Raw genomic sequence first — 19,218 nt, forward strand, 5'->3', positions numbered from 1 at the left:
CCATGACACGACGGGTGCTGCAGCTGGTGATCGGACTTGTGCTCTACGGCGTCGGAGACGGGCTCATGATCTCCGCCGGACTCGGCGTCGACCCCTGGACCGTGTTCGCGCAGGGGCTGTCCCGGCACACCGGCATCGGCGTGGGATGGATCACCAACATCGTCGGCCTCCTGGTGCTGCTGCTGTGGATCCCGCTGCGGCAGAAGCCTGGCCTGGGCACTCTCCTGAATGTCCTTCTCGTGGGAACCGCGATCCAGGCGACGGTGACGGTCCTCCCGCCGGTGCACGGCCTGCTCATGCAGATCCTCCTGCTCGTCGCCGGGGTGCTCGCGGTCGCCCTCGCGAGCGGGCTGTACATCGGTGCGCACTTCGGTCCTGGCCCGCGCGACGGTCTGATGACCGGCATGAACTCCCGCCTCGGCTGGCCGATCTGGGTCTCCCGCCTCACGGTGGAGGTCACGGTGCTCGCGATCGGCTGGCTGCTCGGCGGAACCGTCGGTGTCGGCACGGTCGTGTTCGCCCTCGGAATCGGCCCTCTCGTGCACATCGCCCTGCCGCTGCTCGACACGGCACGCACGCGCCATGGACACGGCGAGGAGCCGGAGACGCCTACGCGGCTCCCGGAGGATACCGGTCTCGTCCGACGACTCATGCGGCGCGGCCGTACCGGGACGTACGACGAGTCACGGGCTCTCAAAGACCTGCGGGCTGCGCGAGATCGCAGGGACTGGTGAGCAGGCCCACAGTTCGAACCTGCATGATGGATGCATGGCGGCAAGACGTGGAGTGTGGTCTTTCGCGATAGCCGCCGTGATCCTCGCGGCCGCGTTCGTGGCCACATACGTGTTCTTCGTGCGCACCTACGTCGGGCAGATCGTCGACGAGCGGGCGTTCGTGGGGGCGTCGTCGCAGCACGATATGGTCTATCGCCTCACCGGCATGGTGCTCGGCAATGTACCCACGGTCGCCATCGGCGGGGGAATCCTGCTCACGCTGATCATCGGCCTGGGGACGCGACGGTTCCGGCATCTGCTGGTCGCCCTCGCTGTGGGAGGAATCGCGGTGATCGCCGCCGAGCTCGCCAAGCACGTGTTCCTGGACCGCGCAGCGACCGGCGCCACCGACTTGCTCGACAATTCATTCCCTTCCGGGCATGCGACGGTCGCCGCCGCCGCGGCGTTCGCTGTCTTCGTCGTGTGTCCCCCGCGCTGGCGCCCTCTGGCGGCAGTGCTGGGCGGTGCATTCGCCGTGGTCACCGGGATTCTGCTGGTGATCCAGCAGTGGCACCGGCCGAGCGACGTGGTCGCGGCGTTCATGCTGGTCGCGGCATGCGGGTGCCTGGGCGGCATCGTGCTGCTGCTCTGGCGTGTGCCCGAAGCGGTGCCGCCGGCACGAACGCTGCCCGCGCTGTGGTGGATCGCGGGGGCGAGCGCCCTCGCCTCGGCCGTCGCCTTCGTCATCATCTACATCACGGTGGAGAACCACGGCAGCCACCTGCAGATCGCTTACGCGGGTGGGGGCGCCGCGATCCTCGCCGTCGGAAGCGCATTCGCCGCCGCAGGGAACACGCTCTTCCGGCGGATTTCCTGAGGCGGATCCCTCCACCCGCGCACGGTGATTCCCGTGTGCCGAGAGCACACACCGGAATATCGGTCCGGGGTTTCCCGGCGTCGGATGACAAGATCTGTGACGCGCGGGAAAACCACCGGTGAACAGCAGGTATCTCCACGAAGAGCCCGGGCGGGCGGCACTGCACAGGACGTTTTCCGCATTCGCCGAGTAATCCACATGTGGATGAACCTGTTAATAGATTTCTGCGCCGCAGGGATTGTCATTCCGGCGGAGATGATGGCGACCCGCACGGGATCCGCACACCGCCTTCACGGCCCGCACCGGAGGAGGACGGGATTGCGCCGAACGCCGGTGCGGGGTCCATACTCGTCGTCATGCCTTCCACGCTCCTCCTCGACGGACTGCGCTTCGCCATGGTCTCCTCGACCGCCAGCGAGGTCGATCCCAAGGCCCCGACGACCTTCGACTACCACCAGGACGGCCGCCTGATCTGGGGCGAATACACCGGTGACACGGTGACGGAGGGCCGTTTCGTCGGCGAGGTGGCCGGTGCCGAGGTGCGGGTGTCGTTCGCGCATGCCCTGGTCAGCGACGGCTCCGTCGTGCGCGGGGACGCGGTGAGCCGCGCCGAGCAGGAGGACGACGGCCGGATCCGCCTCATCGAGGACTTCGCCGTGGATGGCGTCGAACACGTGAGCGTCTGCCTGCAGGTCTGAGGCCCTGCTGTCGCCGGTGAGGGCACCGCGTTTCGTCTCGGTCGGCTTCGCCGTCCTCGCTCAACGACCCCGGGGTGACCGTCAGACCCGGGTCCCGCGGCTCCCGTCGGTGCGGGTGAATCGCATCAGGCCGCTGTCGACGCCGATCGCCGCGCGCTCCGGGATCTCGTCCGGCAGCACGAACGGTCGACGGAAGACCTCGCCCATGACGATCGCGGTCTCGACCTTCGTCACCTCGGGACGGTCGGCGATCGTGCCGATCACGAGCGACTGCATCCGCTCCATGTCGACGCTGCGGACGAGGAGCATCACATCGTGCTCACCGGTCATCACCATCGCCGATTCCACATCGGGCATGTCACCGATCGCCTGCAGGAACGAGGACCACGACTGCGGCTGGATCGTGCAGAACACGAGCGCGCTCACCCCGAGGCCGAGTCGCGTCGTGTCGACCTCGGCGGTGTACCCCGTGATGATCCCGGCGCGGGTCAGGGACTCCACCCGGGAGTAAGCGCTGGCCCGGGAGATCCCGACCTCCTGCGCGAGCGCGGCGATCGAGATCCGCCCGTTGCGGCGCAGTGCGCGGAGGATGTCGTACGCGATTTCGTCGATCCCGGGCGCGGATCGTCCAGAGACGGAAGGCTGATCATCGCTCATGCTGGACATATTGCCGTAGTGATGGAAGCGTGACAATGGATTGCTCGAAATCTGGCTAAACGGTCGGATATAGTGCCGGGAAACCCGACCCGGTCATCTGACCTGTCCAATTCAATGAGGAGGAAGCCCGTGGCCCGTTCCTATCGCCACGTCGCCGCAGCGCTCATCGCTGTGGCTGCAATCGCGCTCGCCGGCTGTTCCGGGGGCAACTCCGCGAACAACTCCAGCGGCTCCTCCTCGGGCGGCACGCTCGTGGTCGACACCGCGTTCTCGCTCGAGACCGGTGACCCCGGCCGCAACTACGTGCCCACCGGCAACATGGTGCTGCACGCGGTGTACGACACGCTGCTGACGTTCCAGGGCGCCGATTCGACCACCCCGAAACCGGATCTCGCGACCATGAAGCAGAACTCGGACGCCACCGAGTTCACCTTCACGATCCAGGATGGCCGGAAGTTCTCCGACGGCACCCCGGTCACCGCCGACGATGTCGTGTTCTCGCTCGACCGCGTCGCGGGCATCACCGATTCCAAGGCCAACTTCCTCATGGCGGGCATCACGGTCGCCAAGGTCGATGACAAGACCGTCACCCTGTCGACCAAGACGCCGTCGCTGCAGCTGCCCGCGATCGTCACCAACCCGTCGCTCGCGATCCTCAACTCGAAGCTCGTGAAGAAGAACGGCGGCACGACCGACGACAAGGACGCGGCCAAGACCTGGCTCGACGCGAACTCGGCCGGCTCCGGTCCGTACAAGCTGCAGTCGCTCGACCTGACCTCGCAGGTGGTGCTCGTGAAGAACGACAGCTACGACGGCGAGGACAAGCCGGCCTACGACAAGATCGTCGTGCGCAACATCTCGCAGTCCTCCACGCAGCTGACCAACCTCAAGGGCGGCGACTCGAACGTGGCGGTCGACCTCTCCGGAGACCAGGTCAAGAACCTCGGCGACGGTTTCACCGTGAACTCGGCGCCGTCTGCCGAGACGCTGTTCCTGCTCATCAACCAGGACAAGAACGTGGGCGGTGCGACCGCGAACCCGAAGTTCGCCGAGGCCGTGCGCTACGCGCTCGACTACGACAAGCTGCTGGAGCTCGCCGGCGCCGGATCCGAGCAGGCCACCGGCGTCATCCCGCCGATGTTCCCGGGCGCGAACAAGTCCGGCGTGAAGCAGGACCTCGACAAGGCCAAGGCTGCTCTCGCCGCCTCCGGATACACCGGCCAGGAGATCAAGCTCCAGTTCCCGAACGACAACCCGGTCGGCGGCGTGGAGTTCACCCCGGTCGCCGAGCGCGTGCAGGAGCAGCTCAAGGCCGCGGGCATCAACGCGACTCTCGCCCCGGCGCCGTTCGCGACCGAAGTGCAGCCCTACGTGAAGGCGCAGGAGGCGTTCTCGCTCTGGTACTGGGGCCCTGACTACGCCGACACCTCCTCGTTCCTGCCGTTCGGCCCTGGTCAGAAGGTCGGCCTGCGCGCCGGCTGGCCGACGGAGGCCGACAGCACCATCGCGGGCCTGGTGACCAAGGCGCAGAACGCGACCTCCGTCGACGAGCGCAACACGGCGTTCAGCGACTACGCCAAGGCGATGCAGGAGTCGGGACCGTTCGTGCCGCTGATCGTGCCCGGCATCAACCTCGCCAGCTCGACCAAGGTGGCGGGTCTCGAGTACAACGTGACCTGGACCCTCGACCTGCGGACGCTGCACCCCGCGAAGTGAGCCCTGCGGGGACCGGAGCCACGCGGCTCCGGTCCCCGCAGCATCACGCCCCCTCCGCCACGTAGATCCGGAAGCACCCAGTGTCCGAGACCCGAGTCATCGCCACCCGCAAGACGCGGCAGGCCCAGCACACGCTGCTGCGCTTCCTCGCCCGGCGGGCCGTGACGAGCGTGATCCTGCTGTTCGGGATCGTGCTGGTCACCTTCTCCCTCACCGTGATCGTGCCCGGCGATCCGGTGCGCGCCGCCCTCGGCGAGGGCGCCGCCTCGAACCCCGCCACGGTCGAGGCCTTCCGGCAGAAGTACGGGCTGGACCAGCCGGTGTGGATCCGGTTCTTCCTCTACGTCGGCAACCTGCTGCGCGGCGACCTCGGCACCTCGCTGAAGTCGGGACAGCCGGTCTCCGCAGACCTCGCCAAGGCCGTGCCGGCCACGGCGGAGATCGCCTTCTACGCGATCATCATCAGCCTCGCCGTCGCGATCGTGCTGGGCACCCTCGCCGCCTACCGCCGCGGCAAGGTCACCGACCAGGTCGTGCGCGTGGTCACCCTGATCGGGCTCAGCATCCCCACGTTCTGGATGGCCATCCTCACCTACCAGCTGTTCTTCATGCAGCTGCACTGGGTGTCAGGATCCGGGCGGATCTCCCCCACGATCACACCGCCGCCGCGCATCACCGGCTTCTACACGATCGACTACCTGCTGAACGGCGACTCGGTCGGATTCTTCGACGCGACCAGCCACCTGGCCCTGCCGGTGCTGGTGCTGAGCCTGTTCACGATCGCGACCCTCACCCGGTTCGTGCGCACCTCCGTGCTCGAGGTCCTCGACATGGACTATGCCCGTGCGGCGCGGGCGAAGGGCCTGAGCGGACGCCGGGTCGTCGTCGGCTACGTGCTGCGCGGAGCGGCGCTGCCCATCCTCACCCTCGTCGGCATCGCCTTCGGCAGCCTGCTCTCGGGCACTGTGCTGGTCGAGGCCGTGTTCGCCTGGCCCGGCCTGGGCACCTACGCCTACAACGCGTCGAAGAACCTCGATCTGCTCGCGGTGACCGGCGTCGGCCTCGTGGTCGGCGTCATCTACCTCGTCATCAACCTCGTCGTCGACGTGCTCTACGGCGTCCTGGATCCGCGAGTGAGGCTGTCATGAATCTCGTCATCCCCGAGAAGGTCGCCCCGAGGCGCCGTCGGCCCTGGCTGCCGCGCGCCTGGCGGACGCCGTTGGCCGTGGTGGGCACGGTGATCGCCGTGATGTGGATCGTGATCGCGATCCTCGCCCCGTGGATCGCCCCGCACGACCCGCTCGCGCAGGACCTCCCCCGGCTCGCCGCCCCCAGCGGCGACGCGATCATGGGCACCGACGTCAACGGCCGCGACGTGTTCTCCCGTCTGCTCCTGGGTGCTCAGGCGACGATCCCGCTCGCGCTCATGCTCGTCGTCTGCGCGATGATCGTCGGCACCGTCGTGGGCGCGGTCGCGGGATACCTCGGCGGCTGGTTCGACGAGGTGCTCATGCGCATCACCGACATGGTGATGGCGTTCCCGACCGTGATCCTCGCGATGGTCATCGCCGCCTCCCTCGGCCCGTCGATCATGAACGCGGTGATCGCCGGCATCATCGTGGCCTGGCCGCCCTACGCCCGCATCACGCGGTCGCTCGTGCTCGGCCTGCGCACGCAGAACTACGTGATCGCCGGACGCCTGCTCGGATCCTCCCCGCTGCGCTCCCTGCTGCGCGACGTGCTGCCGAACATCGCCGGCCCCGTGCTCGTGCTCGCGTCGCTCGACATCGGCACGGCGATCCTGCTGCTGTCCGGACTGTCCTTCCTCGGTCTCGGAGCGCAGCCGCCGACGCCCGAATGGGGCACCATGATCGCCGCGGCCATGCAGAACACCTCGGCCTGGTGGCTGGGTCTGTTCCCGGGCCTTGCGATCCTCAGCATCGTGATGGCGTTCAACTTCATCGGCGATTCGCTGCGCGACGCCCTCGATCCGCTCGCCGCGCGCGAGCGCGAGGCGGAGGCGCCCACCGCGGTGTCGGCCGCCGCCGCGACCGGGGAGGTGGCCGCATGAGCGCCGCACTCGCGATCCGCGACCTGCGCGTCGAGCTCGGGCAGGGCAGACGCAACCGCACCGAGGTCGTCAAGGGCATCTCCCTCGACCTGGTCCCCGGACGCATCCAGGGCCTTGCCGGAGAGTCCGGATCCGGCAAGAGCATGACCGCCATGGCGATCCTCGGTCTGCTGCCGGCCGGCGGCACCGCCTCCGGATCCATCGTCCTCGGCGGCGCGGGCGGATCGGAGGTCGAGCTCGTCGGGATGACGGGCGGGGCCTACCGCCGCGTGCGTGGCAAGCGCATCGGCATGGTCTTCCAGGATCCGTCCGCCAGCCTGCATCCGCAGATCACCGTCGGCTCCCAGCTCGCCGACGGCATGCGCGCCCATCTCGGGCTGTCCCGCGCCGAGGCCCGGAAGCGGGCATCGGAGCTGCTCGCGCTGGTGCGCGTGCCGAACCCGGAGGAGGCGCTGCAGAAGTATCCGCACCAGTTCTCCGGCGGGCAGCGGCAGCGCATCGCGATCGCCATCGCCCTGGCCTGCGAGCCCGAGGTGCTGCTCGCGGACGAGCCGACCACAGCGCTGGACGTGACGGTTCAGGCGGGGATCCTGCACCTGCTGCGCGACCTCGCGACCGAGCGCGACCTCGCCGTGCTGCTCGTCACGCACGATCTCGGCGTGATGAGCGCGATCGCCGACGAGGTCGCGGTGATGCGCGGCGGGCTGATCGTCGAGTCCGGATCCCGGCAGCAGGTCTTCCAGAATCCGCAGCACCCGTACACGCGGGAGCTGCTGGATGCGATGCCCGACGCGCAGGACTCCCTCGTGGACGCGCCGGCCGAGAACGGCCCCGCGCTCGGTGCCTCTGCCGCCGCCGCGGACGCCGCCGACACGGAGGAGAACCGATGAGTGCTCAGAAGCCGGTCCTGCACGTCGACTCCCTGGTCGTCGAGTACGGCGGCCGCGCCGCGTTCCGCGCGGTGGACGGCGTCTCCTTCGACATCGCCGCCGGTGAGGTGCTCGCGCTCGTCGGTGAGAGCGGCTGCGGGAAGTCCTCGACGGCTCGGGCCGTGATCGGCATGGAGAAGCCGCGCGCCGGTGAGGTGCTCTACCGGGACCGTCCGGTGCAGCCGCTCGGAATGCGCACCCGCCCCGCCGAGCTCACCGCGATCCAGATGGTGTTCCAGGATCCGAACTCCTCGCTGAACCCGCGGATCCGCGTCGCGCAGCAGATCGCGGAGGGATCCCGCGCCGCCCGTGCCCGTGGCGTCGACACCGAAGCGCCATCGCACTGGCTGAAGGCGGTCGGCCTCTCCCCGAACCTGGAGAACCGATACCCGTACCAGCTCTCCGGCGGTCAGCGGCAGCGCGTCGCCATCGCCCGAGCGCTCGCCGCGAAGCCCGACCTGATCGTCGCCGACGAGCCGATCTCGGCGCTCGACGCCTCGGCCCAGGCCTCGGTCGCCGGCATGATGCGCGAGCTGTGCGTAGCCTCGGGCGCGGCGATGCTGTTCATCTCGCACGACCTCTCCGTGGTCCGGCTCATGGCCGACCGTGTCGCCGTCATGTACCGCGGGCGCATCGTCGAGTCCGGCGCGACTCCGGTGGTGTGGGCGAACCCGGTGCATCCCTACACCGAGGCCCTGCTCGATGCGATCCCGCATCCTGACGGCGAAGGCGTGCTTCCCGCGGCCCCGGCCTCGGAGGCGCCGTCATCCTGGCGCACCGACATCCCCGAGGCGCTCGACCGCGTGCGCTGACCGCGAGGCACAGACTTCCCGGTGCGGGCCGCCCCCGATTGCGCCCGCACCGGGAGATCCACGGTGCGGGCGCGAGGGGTCAGAGACCCGCGGGCGTCAGTTCGTGGGGGGTGATGTTGAGGTTGGCGCAGCCGTCTGCGGTGACGACGACGATGTCCTCGATGCGGGAGCCCCACTCGCCGGGGAAGTAGATGCCCGGTTCGATGCTGAAGGCCATGCCCTCGCGCAGCGGCAGTGCGTTGCCGGGCGCGATGTACGGCTCCTCGTGCGTGGTGACGCCGATGCCGTGGCCGGTGCGGTGCAGGAACGCCTCGGCGAGACCCTCCGCGGCGAGCACGTCGCGGGCCGCGGCGTCGACCTGCTCCGCGGTGATGCCGGGGCGCACCGCATCGACGGCGGCCTGCTGGGCGCGCACGAGCACGGCGATGCGCCGCGCGACTTCGGGATCCGGCGTGCCGACGGCGTAGGTGCGCGTGCTGTCGGAGTTGTAGCCGCTCGGCACCGCGCCGCCGATGTCCACGACCACGATGTCGCCGTCCTGGATCACCCGGTCCGACACCTCGTGATGCGGATCCGCGCCGTTGGGCCCGGAGGCGACGATCACGAACTCGACCGTGCGGTGCCCCTCTTCGACGATCGCCGCGGCGATGTCGGCGCCGACCTCGCGCTCGGTGCGGCCGGCGCGCAGCAGGCCGGGAACGCGCCGGTGCACTGCGTCGATCGCCTCACCGGCGCGGCGCAGCTCGGCGATCTCGGCGGCGTCCTTGATCATGCGGCTCTCGCGGAGCACCGGCGTCGCCAGCTCGGGCCGCACGTCCAGGCGCTCGGTCAGCGGGATCGCGTGCAGCGCCGGCAGGGCGTCCGAGACGCCGAACCGTGAGACGGCTGCGCCCATCGCCGCCGTCACCAGCGCGTAGGGATCCTCGCCGTCCACCCAGTCCGCGACCGCGAGACCGAGCGCGCCGACGGCCGTGTCGCGTACCTTCGCGAGCTCCATCCGCGGCACGACGACGGTCGGATCCCCGGCCGCAGGGATTACGAGGGCGGTCAGACGTTCGATCGTGTCCCCCTCGACGCCGACGAGATACGTCAGGTCGGGCCCGGCTCCGACGATGATCGCGTCCAGACCGGCACTCGCGGTCAGGGTGCGGGCGCGGTCGAGGCGGGCGGCGTACACGGAGGCGGGGAAAGGCGTGCTCACCCCTCCACGCTACGTGCCGTCGAGGACGGCGCGCCAGGCCCGCGGCGAGACATATTCCGAGATCGAGATGAACCGCTGCGTGCGCCAGGATCCCGCGCCGAATCGTCCGTCGGATCCGCTGCGTCGCCCGCCCAGCCCAGACGATTCGCCTGTCTCGCGAGACTCCAACTCCGTAACGAGACTGCGGTTCTGGGGTGCATTCTCGTCACTCAGTTGGAGTCTCGCGGTCAGGAAACGTGAGCGAGGAGCCGGTCAGCTCAGCGTGATGCCCGACTCCTCGAGACGCGTGCGCACGCGCTCCACGTCATCGTCGCCGGGGAGCTCGCCGAGCACCTTCATCATGAGCACCTGGGCATCGACGAGCGAGATCTCCGGATCCGCCCCGCTCTGCGTGGCGACCGCCTCGCACACCTTCTGCACCTCGTCGTCGGTGAGGCGGCGGCGCAGCAGGGCGAGGATCGGCACACGGTCCTGGGCGGGGATGCCCTCCGGATAGCCCGCGCCCAGCCAGCGCAGCGCCTGCGCGATCAGGTTCTGCTCGGTGGAGCCCGGCTCGTCGACCGCGGCATCCGGGCCGGCGGTTCCGCGCGCTCCGGCAGCGGCATCGGCGAGGATCGTCCGATCGCCGACGATCCGCTGCGCCTTGGTGCTCAGCGGCACTCCGCGATCGGAGAGCAGCATGGCCACGCGGCGCACCTCGTCGTCGCCCGGCGTCGCCGAGGTCACGCCCGCGATCGCGGCCCGGATCTGCGAGACCCGCACCGGGTCCGTCTCCTGCTGGGCGAGCGCGCTGACCACCGCGGTGAGCTCCTCCGCCGTGAGCGTGCGCCGGAGCAGTGCCAGCAGCGGTGTGTAGTCCTTGGGTGGCACGCCTTCCGGGTACCCGGCGCGCAGCCAGTCGAGCACGCGGCGGAGGACGCTGCCGTTCATCTGCCGACCCCGAACAGGGAGATGCCGAAGTAGTGGTAGATGCTCAGCCGGGTGATGAAGAGCACCCCGGCCAGCACCACGGCGATCACGAGCGCGAACAGGATCCATCCCGCCGCGGTCAGCAACGGCCGGCGTGTGCCGGGCGCCTCGCCGTCGACCTCCCCGGTGCCGGCCGACTGCAGGCGCATCCCGAGGGCGAACAAGGCGGGCAGCCCCGCACCGAACAGCAGTCCGACCAGCAGCACGCGACCGGCCGAGAGCGCCATCTGCGCGATGTCGAAGTTCATGTCATCCGTCCTTCGGTTCAGGCCGCCGCGCCCTGCGAGGCGGCGTTCGGCGCGAGGGATCCGTCCCACTCGGCATTGACGTTGTGGTGGTCGATCTTCTGGCGGCGGCTGCGCAGGTACATGAGGGCCGCCGCTGCCAGCAGCAGCACGAACACGGTGATTGCGCCGGCGAGCCCGCCGATGCCGTGGGCGAGGAAGAAGCAGAGCGCGCCGACCACGCCGGCCGCGGGCATCGTGATGAGCCAGGCGGTGACCATGCGCCCCGCGATGCCCCAGCGCACCTGGGCACCGGGCCGGCCCACGCCGGAACCGAGGATCGAGCCCGTCGCCACGTGCGTGGTCGAGAGCGCCATGCCCATCGAGCTCGAGGTGAGGATGATCGCGGCGGAGGACGCCTCGGCCGCGAGGCCCTGGGGCGACTCGATCTCGACGAGGCCCTTGCCGAGGGTGCGGATGATGCGCCAGCCGCCGAGGTAGGTGCCGAGTGCGATAGCGGCACCGCAGGTCACGATGATCCAGATCGGCAGGCCCTCGTTCAGGATCTGGTCGCCGGTGAGCGAGCCGTGCGCGATGAGCGCGAGGGCGATCACGCCCATGGTCTTCTGCGCGTCGCCGGTGCCGTGTGCGAGGGAGACGAGCGATGCGGTGCCGATCTGACCCCAGCGGAAGCCGGCCTCGCGGTGCTTGGCGTGCACGGTGCGGGTGAGGCGATAGACGAGCCAGGTGCCGACCGCGGCGACGACGCCTGCGATCAGCGGGGAGAGCACGGCGGGGACGATGATCTTGCCGAGGATGCCGGCCCAGTTGACGGTGGCGGCACCCGCGATGCCGGCGCCGATCAGGCCGCCGAAGAGGGCGTGCGAGGAGCTGGACGGCAGGCCCAGCAGCCAGGTGAGCAGGTTCCACAGGATGCCGCCCACGAGCCCCGCGAAGATGATGATCATGGCCGACTCGGGGTTGAGGCCGGGTACCAGATCGCCGCTCGGACCCTGGATCGTCAGCACGTCCTTGGTGATGGTCGCGGCGACCTCGACCGAGAGGAACGCGCCCACCAGGTTCAGGACTGCCGAGAGTGCCACCGCGACCTTGGGCTTCAGCGCCCCGGTGGCGATGGAGGTCGCCATCGCGTTCCCGGTGTCGTGGAATCCGTTGGTGAAGTCGAACCCGAGTGCGGTCACGACCACCAGGATGAGGATCATCACTTCGGCGCTCATGATCGTCAGCATTCCGCGCTGCGCCCCCGCGAACAGCGGGTGTCGCGCACTCGACCGCGAGAGTTCACCGGGCGTTAAGGGCGGCCATCGCGATGGCCGATCGCGAGGTCCTCACCGTCCGCATAGCCGCCGGGCGTAACGTCATCGCGGCCCGCCGCCGCGCGGTGCCGCATCCACCGCCCTCGCGAGACACGGAGCCCGCCACGCCGCCTGTCCCCGTCTTCCTCAGCACCTGGAGCCTGGATCCCACAGCACTCGCGGTGCTGATCGTCGCGGCCGGGCTCTACCTCGGCGGTGTCGTGGCGCTGCGCCGACGCGGCCACCGCTGGCCGCTGCGGCTGACGCTGATGTACCTGCTGCTCGGGCTCGGCTCGTATGCCTGGGTCTCGTTCGGGTTCCTCGGGACGTGGAGCACGGAGCTCCGCTGGGCGTTCACAACACGGATCGCGCTGCTGCTGTTCGTCGTACCGATGCTGGTGACGTTCGGCCGGCCGGTGGCGCTGGCCCGCACGGTGCTGTCGGAACGCCCTCGCGCGCGCATGAACGGCTTCCTGCGGTCATGGCTCGCGAAGTTCTTCGGCAACGCGATCATGGCCCCGGTGTTCACCTGCCTGGTTTTCGCCGTGTTCTTCACGCCGCTGTCGGAGATGCTGCGGTCAGGCGCTGTCGCCGAGGCCGTGATCTCGGTGCTGGTCCCGCTGCTGGGGCTCCTGATGGTGCTGCCGATGGCGGCGCACACCGTGGCCCGCACGAGCCTGTTCATCGTGGCGGAGTTCCTGTTCGCGTTCGTGGAGCTCGTGCTCGACGCGGTCCCCGGCGTGCTGCTGCGACTGGGCACCGTGGTCTTCGATCACGCCGGTGCCTGGCCCGGCGCCCTGCCGCTGTGGTTCCCGAATCCGCTGCGCGATCAGCAGCTCTCCGGAGACCTGCTGTGGCTCATCGCGGAAGTCGTCGACGTGCCGATCCTGGTGATCCTGATGATGCGCTGGCTCCGGATGGACAAGCGCGAGTCGCGGAGCCTCGATGAGCTCAGCGACGAGGACATGGCCGAGCTCACCGCCGCGCACCTGCGCGGGGAGTGACGGATCCGGCCCGCCCGCGCTGTCCGGGTCGCCGCGTCCGGCCCGCTGTTCAGGTCGCGCTCCCCGCGTTCAGGTCGCGATCCCCGCGTTCAGGTCGCAGTTTCGGTCCCACCCGGGCCGGTTTTGCAGCCGAAATCGCGACCTGAACGGCGGAAGTCCGGATCCGGCGTCACTCCGCAGGGGCCGCGGTGCGGATGCGCTCGCCGAGGAAGGCGAGGTCGGCAGGCGTGAGCGCGGTCACGGCGTAGGACACGGGCCACACGGTGCCGTCGTCGAGTTGCGCCGGCCACTCGAACTCGAACGTGGCGTAGCGCACCTTGAACTTCGCCTTCGGCTTGAAGAAGCACACGACCTTGCCGGCGGCGTTCGCCCAGGCAGGCATGCCGTAGTAGGTCTTGGGGACGAGGTGCGGCGCGTTCTCGGCGATGAGGCGGTGCAGGGCGGTGGCGAGGGATCCGTCCTCCTCATCCATCTCCGCGATCTTGGCCAGCACGTCGGCCTCGCCGGCGGCGCGCAGCTCCTCGGGGCTCACCTTCTTGCGGGCGGCGCGAGTGCGGCTCTCCTTCGCGGCCTCCTTGACGGCGGCGCGCTCGAAGTCGCTCAGCACAGGGGCGTTGTTCTCGGTCATGGCATCCTCCGCTCGACGGCCCCGTGGATCCGGGGACTTCTTCAGCGTACGAAGGCGTGCGGACGGGCGCTTCTTCAGAACTGATCGATCCGATCGTGCGCGTGCGGCGAGGTCTGACCTGACCGCGCCGTACCAGTCGGGGACGGCCTAGGGTGTGAACCATGGACATGCGCGTCGCGGCATACGCGGTCATCCTGGACGAGGACCGACGTGTGCTGCTGGCGCGGTGGACCGAGGGTCGCCGGGTGTCGTGGACGATGCCCGGGGGCGGGCTGGAGCCGGGTGAGGATCCGGAGACCGCGGTCCGGCGCGAGGTGCGCGAGGAGACCGGCTACAAGGTGGTCGTCGATGAGTTGCTGGGGATCCACTCCAGGGTGATCCCGGCCCGCCGCCGGGTCACGCCCGGCGCGACCGAGCCGCTGCACACACTGCGCATCGTGTACCGGGCGCGGATCGTGAGCGGCAAGCTGCGCTTCGAGAAGGGCGGATCCACCGACATGGCCGCCTGGTACGCGCTCGACGAGGTCGCCGGTCTGCAGCGCGTGCGCCTCGTGGATATCGCTCTCGGGATGGCGGGCGTGAAGGGCTGAGTCAGCGCAGGACCTCGACCAGGGCGACCCAGGAGATCACGATCGCGACGACGAGCGCGAGGAGTGACCCCGCAGCCGCGAACATCAGCCCGACGGGCAGGCCTGTCAGCAGGAGTACCCCCGCCGCGGTGTAGGCGATCAGCGGCAGGAAGCCCAGAGCCGCGCGGGGCACCGTGTTGCCCAGCCCGGGATCGTGCCGGAGGGCGAGCGCGGCATGCACCTGGAACCCCGCGGCTCCGGCCGTCGTCGCCAGCAGGAGCACGCCGAACCAGAGCGGTTCGAGTGCGGGGATGAGGGCGATGCCCGAGGTGAGGATCGCGAGCACCAGCCCCGCGATCGCCGCGGCGAGCCGCGCGGTCAGGGCCTTGGCGAGGATGATCTTCTCGATGTTGACGCTCGCCGCGACGATGACCAGCCCGGCGAGGGCCGCAGTCGCGCCCAGCATCGCGACGTGGAACTCCGACCACGCATCCAGTGCATCCGTCATTCCCGGATGCTACCCCCGCGCGCGCACGCTGCGCAGGGGCGTGTCATCACTCCGGTTCGGAGATGTCGGCGACGGTCGCGTCGTAGGCCGCGATGAGATCGTCGGCGTCCACGAACAGGCTGTAGCCGTGGGCACCCGCGCCCATCGCGATCCGCCGCCCGCGGATCGTCTCATCGGCGAAAACGGGCCAGTCGGTGGTGCTGCCGATCGGAACGATCGTGCCGCGTTCGTAGCCGGTCGCGGCCAGTGCGACGGCCGGTTCCGGGAGCTTCAGCCGGTTCACGCCCACGAGGGCGCGCAGCTTCGGCCAGGAGATCTTGCGACCGCCGGGGATGAGCGCGAACAGGAACGTGTCGTCGGCTCTCTTGACCACGAGGGTCTTCACGATGCCGGAGGGATCCAGCCCGAGCAGCGCCGCGGCCTCCTGCAGGCTGTTCGCCGCCGGGCGCTCGCGGATCTCGATGTCGAGGCCGCGTGCGGCCGCGGCGTCGCACACGCGGGCGTGCGGCCCTTCGACGGGCTCGGAAACGGACCCTTCGACGGGCTCAGGAGCCGGCGAAGCGGGCGTGCTCACGCCTCGGGGGCGTTCAGCGGGTCGTCCGCGACCCAGAGCTCGTCGTCGGCACGCAGGGCCTGCCAGGCGGCGACGAGGACGCCCACCGCGGCTGCGGCGCCGAGCACGATCGCGATGACGGCTCCGATGCCGAGTCCGCTCTTGCGCTCCGCGGGCACGGCGACCACGGCGCGGGGGGTGTACGGGGTGCCGGTGCGCTTGGCGTTCGCGATGTCCCACGCACTGAGCGCGGATCCGACCACACCGCCGATCGCGGGGACGACCTTGTGATCCACGACATCGCGAGAGAACTTGATGCTCTTGTCGACGGCGGGAACCACACGGTGCTCGTACACGTCCTGCACGGTGGGGACGACCTGCTCGCGGCGGAAGTTGTCGAGCTGCCTTCCCGCCTCACGGGCGACGTTCGCGGCATCGCCGACGATGACCTGCTGCGCGGCCCACAGCTTGTTCGCCTCGCTCTGCAGCTGGCGGAGTTCCTTCTGACGCTTGCGGCTCAGGCTCACGATGCCCTCCCAATCGAAACGGGGTTCGGACTCCCCATCCTGCCAGAGAAGTGCCTGTGCGGCGGGTGTGCATCCGAGAAGTTCACAGGCGAATCGGAAGGTCGCAGGGATCCGATGCGAGAATGGATCCATGCCTCACGCCACTCACGTCGCCACGCTGCACACCAACCACGGAGACATCGTCGTCAACCTCTACGGTGACCACGCTCCCCGCACGGTGAAGAACTTCGTCGAACTCTCCGACGGCACCGGATCCTGGACGCACCCCGCCACCGGCAAGCCCGGCGAGGGCCCGCTGTACAAGGACGTCATCTTCCACCGGATCATCCCGAACTTCATGATCCAGGGCGGCGACCCGCTCGGCCAGGGCGTCGGCGGCCCCGGCTACAACTTCAACGACGAGATCCACGGCGAACTCAACTTCAACGAGCCCTACATCCTCGCGATGGCCAACGCGGGCCTGCGCCGCAACGCCATCACCGGCCAGGTCGAGGGCACCAACGGCTCGCAGTTCTTCATCACGACCGACCCGACCCCGTGGCTGCAGGGCAAGCACACGATCTTCGGCGAGGTCGCCGATGACGCGTCCAAGGCCGTCGTGGACGAGATCGCCGCGGTGCGCACCGGTGCGGGCGACCGCCCGGTCGAGGACGTGGTGCTGCAGTCCGTCGACATCGTCGCGAACTGACCCCGCGCCCTTCGACAGGCTCAAGGACCCAGGAATCCGGAGCGCACGGATGACGACTTCGGAGTTCCACGCGAATCCCGACAACTTCTGCTACCGGCATCCCGGACGGCAGAGCTTCGTGCTCTGCCAGCGGTGCATGCGCACGATCTGCCCCGAGTGCCAGACGCAGGCCCCCGTCGGCGTGATCTGCCCGGAGTGCATGCAGGAGCAGCGTCGCAGCCAGACCCCGACCCAGCGCCGCGCCAACCGGCGCTGGGGCGCGCGGTCGATGACCGCCGTGGGCGGGCGTCCGCTCGTGACGTACTGGATCCTCGCGATCACCTCCGCGGTGAGCCTGCTGCAGCTGCTCCCTGGAATCGGCTCGGTCATCACCGGCTACCTGCAGTTCGCGGGCGCGTACCTCTACCCGTCACTGTCCGGACTGCCGTTCGAGCCCTGGCGCCTCCTCACGGCGATGCTCGTGCACGGCGGTTTCATCCACCTCGGCCTCAACATGCTGGCGCTGTGGATGGTCGGGCAGCAGCTCGAGCCGCTGCTGGGTCGCGCGAAGTTCCTCACGCTGTATCTCGTGAGCGGTCTCGGCGGCTCCGTCGCGATGGCTCTGATCGATCCGGCGCAGCCCACGGTCGGGGCGTCCGGGGCGATCTTCGGCCTGTTCGTCGCGCTGATCGTGATCGGCCGCCACCTCGGCGGCAACATCGTCGGAGCGCTGGTCGTGCTCGCCATCAACTTCGTGTACGGATTCATCGTGCCGGGGATCGCGTGGGAGGCGCACGTCGGCGGTGCCGTCGTCGGCGCGCTGGTGGCGCTCATCTACGTCCGCACGAGCGGCCGCGGCACGGCGAGGTTCTGGTGGATCGGCCTCGTCTCGGCGCTCGTCCTCGTGCTGCTCGCCGTGGTCGCGATCGTTCCTCCCCTGCTCATCACCGCCGGCCGCTGAGCACCGGACCACAACGGCCCTCGCCTTCAGGCGGGGGCCGTTCGCCGTCCTCCGGGGCCGTGTGAATAACAGCCGTGTAATTCTCCCCACATGGGGATAGATCTGTGGATAACTTCGGGGAGGGGGTGTGCATATCGATCCCCAGAATGTGGATAACCCGCCGGATCCGTGGACAACCCTGCGGGATGCGGTCCCTGAGCCTGTCGAAGGGCGGGAATGCAGAAACGCCCCCGCGTGAGCGAGGGCGTCTCGAGAAGCGGAGCGGTGGCGTCAGCGCCAGCGCGTCGTCATCAGGAAGCCGATCAGGGCGATGCCGAGACCGATCAGCAGGTTCCAGGACTGCAGGCCCGGGATCGGGTACTGCATGCCTGTGATGTAGAAGACCAGGATCCAGGCCAGGCCCAGCAGCATGAAGCCGACCATGACCGGTTTGAACCATACGGCGTTGGGAGCGGTGCCGCCGTCGACCTTCTCGGCAACGGCTTCTTCGGGCTTGCGGGATCGTGCCATGGGCCCAGTCTACCCAACGGGCCGCAGCGCACATCAGGTGGTGTTCGCGAGGAAAGGTCGCCTCGGTAGGATCGCGGGATGACCGACGCCCCGCGAGCCGCCGCACGCCGTGCCGGCCGGGGCGGACGAGCCCGCCGCCGCGTCACGGTCACGAGCGTGCTGGGCGAGCTGCTGCTCACCGCGGGCGTCGTGGTGCTGCTGTACGTGGCATGGCAGATGTGGATCGGCGACATCATCATGAGCGCCGCCGCGAACGACAAGGGGCAGTCCATCAGCGCGCAGTGGGCGAAGGATCCGGCCCCCGCGCTGCCGGCCGAGATCGACGACGGGAGCGGCGTCGACGGCGCGCGCCCCCGATACGAGCCGCCCGTGATGACCGCGCCGGAGGACGGGGCGCCGTGGGGCGCCCTGATGCGCGTGCCGCGCTGGGGCGCCGACTACGCCGTCACGATCGCGGGCGGTGTGACCCGGCCCGACACCCTCGACCACGGCTGGATCGGGGTCTACCCGGGCTCGGGCATGCCAGGGCAGGTCGGCAACCTCTCGATGGCGGCCCATCGCACCACCTGGGGCAAGCCGTTCAACCAGCTCGACCGGCTGCGCCTGAACGACGCGATCGTGATCGAGACGGAGCAGGGCTGGTACACCTATCGGTTCCGCACGCTCGAGTACGTGACGCCGGACAGCGTCGACGTTCTGGATCCCGTCCCGCAGGAACCGGATCCGGCCGCGGCGGGCGCCCCCGGAGGCCGGTACATCACGCTCACGGCGTGCTCGCCGCTGTACTCGCTCGCCGAGCGCATCGTGGCGTACGGGGTGTTCGAGAGCTTCCAGCCGCGGGCCCTGGGCGCCCCGGACTCGTTGAAGGCGGTGAGCTGATGTACGGCGCGCTGTGGCGCATCCTCCCCGGCCCGTGGTGGGTGCGGCTGATCATCGTGCTGGTGCTGCTGGCCGCGGTGCTGTACGGACTCATGTTCTGGGTGTTCCCCTGGGTGAGCCCGCTGATCTCGCCCGGCGATGTGAGCATCGAGCCCGCGCCGACCCCGTCCTGAGCGGATCCGGGGGGCACCGCGTTTCGCCTCCGCGTTTCGTCTCGCCTTCGGCTCGC

Annotated in this window: 24 protein-coding genes; 14 read left to right on the forward strand and 10 right to left on the reverse strand. The window is 69.6% G+C overall.

What is annotated here, in order from left to right; all coding sequences use genetic code 11:
- Positions 1-2 precede the first annotated feature (2 nt).
- From yczE to ACTJI8_RS07180, 3 genes are all read left to right on the forward strand, one after another.
- Positions 3-734 carry a membrane protein YczE gene (gene yczE / locus ACTJI8_RS07170; protein WP_440732733.1) on the forward strand — a complete coding sequence of 244 codons (732 nt, stop codon included), beginning with the start codon at positions 3-5 and terminating at the stop codon, positions 732-734.
- A 34-nt stretch (positions 735-768) separates the two neighbouring features.
- Entirely contained in the window at positions 769-1,590 is an 822-nt protein-coding gene (locus tag ACTJI8_RS07175) for a phosphatase PAP2 family protein (RefSeq protein WP_440732734.1), read from the forward strand.
- 356 nt (positions 1,591-1,946) lie between these two features.
- Positions 1,947-2,288, forward strand: a complete 342-nt coding sequence (locus ACTJI8_RS07180; RefSeq protein ID WP_440732735.1) for a hypothetical protein — start codon at positions 1,947-1,949, stop codon at positions 2,286-2,288.
- An 81-nt stretch (positions 2,289-2,369) separates the two neighbouring features.
- Here ACTJI8_RS07180 and ACTJI8_RS07185 read toward each other — a convergent pair whose 3' ends face one another.
- Positions 2,370-2,945, reverse strand: coding sequence for an Lrp/AsnC family transcriptional regulator (locus ACTJI8_RS07185; RefSeq protein WP_440732736.1), 576 nt, complete (start codon positions 2,943-2,945; stop codon positions 2,370-2,372).
- Between the two features lie 129 nt (positions 2,946-3,074).
- Between ACTJI8_RS07185 and ACTJI8_RS07190 the strand changes: the two genes are divergently transcribed.
- The 5 genes from ACTJI8_RS07190 (at position 3,075) to ACTJI8_RS07210 (ending at position 8,473) form a co-directional block, all read left to right on the forward strand.
- Complete coding sequence (locus ACTJI8_RS07190) at positions 3,075-4,661, forward strand: ABC transporter substrate-binding protein (RefSeq protein ID WP_440732737.1); 1,587 nt, start codon at positions 3,075-3,077, stop codon at positions 4,659-4,661.
- Between the two features lie 80 nt (positions 4,662-4,741).
- Positions 4,742-5,809 carry an ABC transporter permease gene (locus tag ACTJI8_RS07195; protein ID WP_440732738.1) on the forward strand — a complete coding sequence of 356 codons (1,068 nt, stop codon included), beginning with the start codon at positions 4,742-4,744 and terminating at the stop codon, positions 5,807-5,809.
- Positions 5,806-6,732: an ABC transporter permease gene (locus tag ACTJI8_RS07200; protein ID WP_440732739.1), complete on the forward strand. Its 927-nt coding sequence runs from the start codon at positions 5,806-5,808 to the stop codon at positions 6,730-6,732. Before ACTJI8_RS07195 ends, ACTJI8_RS07200 begins: the two co-directional genes overlap by 4 nt.
- A complete protein-coding gene (locus tag ACTJI8_RS07205; protein ID WP_440732740.1) occupies positions 6,729-7,622 on the forward strand; it encodes an ABC transporter ATP-binding protein in 894 nt (297 codons plus the stop codon). Before ACTJI8_RS07200 ends, ACTJI8_RS07205 begins: the two co-directional genes overlap by 4 nt.
- Positions 7,619-8,473, forward strand: coding sequence for an ABC transporter ATP-binding protein (locus tag ACTJI8_RS07210; RefSeq protein WP_440732741.1), 855 nt, complete (start codon positions 7,619-7,621; stop codon positions 8,471-8,473). Before ACTJI8_RS07205 ends, ACTJI8_RS07210 begins: the two co-directional genes overlap by 4 nt.
- 79 nt (positions 8,474-8,552) lie before the next feature.
- On the opposite strand, the gene ACTJI8_RS07215 is transcribed toward ACTJI8_RS07210, so the two are convergent.
- The 4 genes from ACTJI8_RS07215 to ACTJI8_RS07230 all read right to left on the reverse strand — a co-directional run bounded on the left by ACTJI8_RS07215 (position 8,553) and on the right by ACTJI8_RS07230 (position 12,105).
- A complete protein-coding gene (locus ACTJI8_RS07215) occupies positions 8,553-9,674 on the reverse strand; it encodes a M24 family metallopeptidase (protein WP_440732742.1) in 1,122 nt (373 codons plus the stop codon).
- Positions 9,675-9,926: 252 nt separating this feature from the next.
- Positions 9,927-10,604, reverse strand: coding sequence for a DUF3349 domain-containing protein (locus ACTJI8_RS07220; protein ID WP_440732743.1), 678 nt, complete (start codon positions 10,602-10,604; stop codon positions 9,927-9,929).
- Positions 10,601-10,891, reverse strand: coding sequence for a hypothetical protein (locus ACTJI8_RS07225; RefSeq protein WP_440732744.1), 291 nt, complete (start codon positions 10,889-10,891; stop codon positions 10,601-10,603). The genes ACTJI8_RS07220 and ACTJI8_RS07225 overlap by 4 nt, the downstream gene beginning before the upstream one ends.
- 17 nt (positions 10,892-10,908) lie before the next feature.
- Positions 10,909-12,105: an anion permease gene (locus ACTJI8_RS07230; protein WP_440732745.1), complete on the reverse strand. Its 1,197-nt coding sequence runs from the start codon at positions 12,103-12,105 to the stop codon at positions 10,909-10,911.
- A gap of 92 nt (positions 12,106-12,197) precedes the next feature.
- Between ACTJI8_RS07230 and ACTJI8_RS07235 the strand changes: the two genes are divergently transcribed.
- Positions 12,198-13,187, forward strand: a complete 990-nt coding sequence (locus tag ACTJI8_RS07235) for a cytochrome c oxidase assembly protein (RefSeq protein ID WP_440732746.1) — start codon at positions 12,198-12,200, stop codon at positions 13,185-13,187.
- Between the two features lie 169 nt (positions 13,188-13,356).
- Here the strand turns inward: ACTJI8_RS07235 and ACTJI8_RS07240 are convergent, their stop codons facing one another.
- On the reverse strand, positions 13,357-13,815 hold the full coding sequence (locus ACTJI8_RS07240) for a hypothetical protein (protein WP_440732747.1): 459 nt from the start codon (positions 13,813-13,815) through the stop codon (positions 13,357-13,359).
- Between the two features lie 161 nt (positions 13,816-13,976).
- On the opposite strand from ACTJI8_RS07240, the gene ACTJI8_RS07245 reads away from it, so the two are divergent.
- A complete protein-coding gene (locus tag ACTJI8_RS07245) occupies positions 13,977-14,405 on the forward strand; it encodes an NUDIX hydrolase (RefSeq protein ID WP_440732748.1) in 429 nt (142 codons plus the stop codon).
- Between the two features lies 1 nt (position 14,406).
- Here the strand turns inward: ACTJI8_RS07245 and ACTJI8_RS07250 are convergent, their stop codons facing one another.
- The 3 genes from ACTJI8_RS07250 to ACTJI8_RS07260 all read right to left on the reverse strand — a co-directional run bounded on the left by ACTJI8_RS07250 (position 14,407) and on the right by ACTJI8_RS07260 (position 15,933).
- Entirely contained in the window at positions 14,407-14,892 is a 486-nt protein-coding gene (locus ACTJI8_RS07250; protein ID WP_440732749.1) for a hypothetical protein, read from the reverse strand.
- Positions 14,893-14,938: 46 nt separating this feature from the next.
- On the reverse strand, positions 14,939-15,388 hold the full coding sequence (locus tag ACTJI8_RS07255; protein ID WP_440733202.1) for an aminoacyl-tRNA deacylase: 450 nt from the start codon (positions 15,386-15,388) through the stop codon (positions 14,939-14,941).
- 74 nt (positions 15,389-15,462) lie between these two features.
- A complete protein-coding gene (locus ACTJI8_RS07260) occupies positions 15,463-15,933 on the reverse strand; it encodes a DNA helicase (RefSeq protein ID WP_440733203.1) in 471 nt (156 codons plus the stop codon).
- Between the two features lie 169 nt (positions 15,934-16,102).
- On the opposite strand from ACTJI8_RS07260, the gene ACTJI8_RS07265 reads away from it, so the two are divergent.
- Together ACTJI8_RS07265 and ACTJI8_RS07270 are read left to right on the forward strand one after the other, a co-directional pair.
- Positions 16,103-16,660 (forward strand): peptidylprolyl isomerase, encoded by a 558-nt coding sequence (locus ACTJI8_RS07265; RefSeq protein WP_233310797.1) that lies wholly within the window; start codon positions 16,103-16,105, stop codon positions 16,658-16,660.
- A gap of 49 nt (positions 16,661-16,709) precedes the next feature.
- The gene (locus ACTJI8_RS07270; RefSeq protein WP_440732750.1) at positions 16,710-17,600 is read left to right on the forward strand and encodes a rhomboid family intramembrane serine protease; all 891 of its coding nucleotides are present in this window, start codon (positions 16,710-16,712) and stop codon (positions 17,598-17,600) included.
- A 270-nt stretch (positions 17,601-17,870) separates the two neighbouring features.
- On the opposite strand, the gene ACTJI8_RS07275 is transcribed toward ACTJI8_RS07270, so the two are convergent.
- Positions 17,871-18,110, reverse strand: coding sequence for a cell division protein CrgA (locus ACTJI8_RS07275; RefSeq protein ID WP_440732751.1), 240 nt, complete (start codon positions 18,108-18,110; stop codon positions 17,871-17,873).
- A 78-nt stretch (positions 18,111-18,188) separates the two neighbouring features.
- On the opposite strand from ACTJI8_RS07275, the gene ACTJI8_RS07280 reads away from it, so the two are divergent.
- Both ACTJI8_RS07280 and ACTJI8_RS07285 read left to right on the forward strand, forming a co-directional pair.
- On the forward strand, positions 18,189-18,989 hold the full coding sequence (locus ACTJI8_RS07280; protein ID WP_440732752.1) for a class E sortase: 801 nt from the start codon (positions 18,189-18,191) through the stop codon (positions 18,987-18,989).
- Positions 18,989-19,162, forward strand: a complete 174-nt coding sequence (locus tag ACTJI8_RS07285) for a hypothetical protein (RefSeq protein WP_440732753.1) — start codon at positions 18,989-18,991, stop codon at positions 19,160-19,162. The genes ACTJI8_RS07280 and ACTJI8_RS07285 overlap by 1 nt, the downstream gene beginning before the upstream one ends.
- Positions 19,163-19,218: the final 56 nt, after the last annotated feature.

This window comes from Microbacterium sp. 22303 (assembly GCF_052045265.1).
Classification (GTDB): Bacteria; Actinomycetota; Actinomycetes; order Actinomycetales; family Microbacteriaceae; genus Microbacterium.

Excerpts from the sequence above, each read along its gene's own strand:
- yczE (WP_440732733.1), top strand. The coding sequence starts at position 3 with ATGACACGACGGGTGCTGCAGCTGGTGATCGGACTTGTGCTCTACGGC.
- ACTJI8_RS07175 (WP_440732734.1), top strand. The coding sequence starts at position 769 with ATGGCGGCAAGACGTGGAGTGTGGTCTTTCGCGATAGCCGCCGTGATC.
- ACTJI8_RS07180 (WP_440732735.1), top strand. The coding sequence starts at position 1,947 with ATGCCTTCCACGCTCCTCCTCGACGGACTGCGCTTCGCCATGGTCTCC.
- ACTJI8_RS07185 (WP_440732736.1), bottom strand. The coding sequence starts at position 2,945 with ATGAGCGATGATCAGCCTTCCGTCTCTGGACGATCCGCGCCCGGGATC.
- ACTJI8_RS07200 (WP_440732739.1), top strand. The coding sequence starts at position 5,806 with ATGAATCTCGTCATCCCCGAGAAGGTCGCCCCGAGGCGCCGTCGGCCC.
- ACTJI8_RS07205 (WP_440732740.1), top strand. The coding sequence starts at position 6,729 with ATGAGCGCCGCACTCGCGATCCGCGACCTGCGCGTCGAGCTCGGGCAG.
- ACTJI8_RS07210 (WP_440732741.1), top strand. The coding sequence starts at position 7,619 with ATGAGTGCTCAGAAGCCGGTCCTGCACGTCGACTCCCTGGTCGTCGAG.
- ACTJI8_RS07220 (WP_440732743.1), bottom strand. The coding sequence starts at position 10,604 with ATGAACGGCAGCGTCCTCCGCCGCGTGCTCGACTGGCTGCGCGCCGGG.
- ACTJI8_RS07225 (WP_440732744.1), bottom strand. The coding sequence starts at position 10,891 with ATGAACTTCGACATCGCGCAGATGGCGCTCTCGGCCGGTCGCGTGCTG.
- ACTJI8_RS07230 (WP_440732745.1), bottom strand. The coding sequence starts at position 12,105 with ATGAGCGCCGAAGTGATGATCCTCATCCTGGTGGTCGTGACCGCACTC.
- ACTJI8_RS07235 (WP_440732746.1), top strand. The coding sequence starts at position 12,198 with ATGGCCGATCGCGAGGTCCTCACCGTCCGCATAGCCGCCGGGCGTAAC.
- ACTJI8_RS07240 (WP_440732747.1), bottom strand. The coding sequence starts at position 13,815 with ATGACCGAGAACAACGCCCCTGTGCTGAGCGACTTCGAGCGCGCCGCC.
- ACTJI8_RS07245 (WP_440732748.1), top strand. The coding sequence starts at position 13,977 with ATGGACATGCGCGTCGCGGCATACGCGGTCATCCTGGACGAGGACCGA.
- ACTJI8_RS07250 (WP_440732749.1), bottom strand. The coding sequence starts at position 14,892 with ATGACGGATGCACTGGATGCGTGGTCGGAGTTCCACGTCGCGATGCTG.
- ACTJI8_RS07265 (WP_233310797.1), top strand. The coding sequence starts at position 16,103 with ATGCCTCACGCCACTCACGTCGCCACGCTGCACACCAACCACGGAGAC.
- ACTJI8_RS07270 (WP_440732750.1), top strand. The coding sequence starts at position 16,710 with ATGACGACTTCGGAGTTCCACGCGAATCCCGACAACTTCTGCTACCGG.
- ACTJI8_RS07275 (WP_440732751.1), bottom strand. The coding sequence starts at position 18,110 with ATGGCACGATCCCGCAAGCCCGAAGAAGCCGTTGCCGAGAAGGTCGAC.
- ACTJI8_RS07280 (WP_440732752.1), top strand. The coding sequence starts at position 18,189 with ATGACCGACGCCCCGCGAGCCGCCGCACGCCGTGCCGGCCGGGGCGGA.
- ACTJI8_RS07285 (WP_440732753.1), top strand. The coding sequence starts at position 18,989 with ATGTACGGCGCGCTGTGGCGCATCCTCCCCGGCCCGTGGTGGGTGCGG.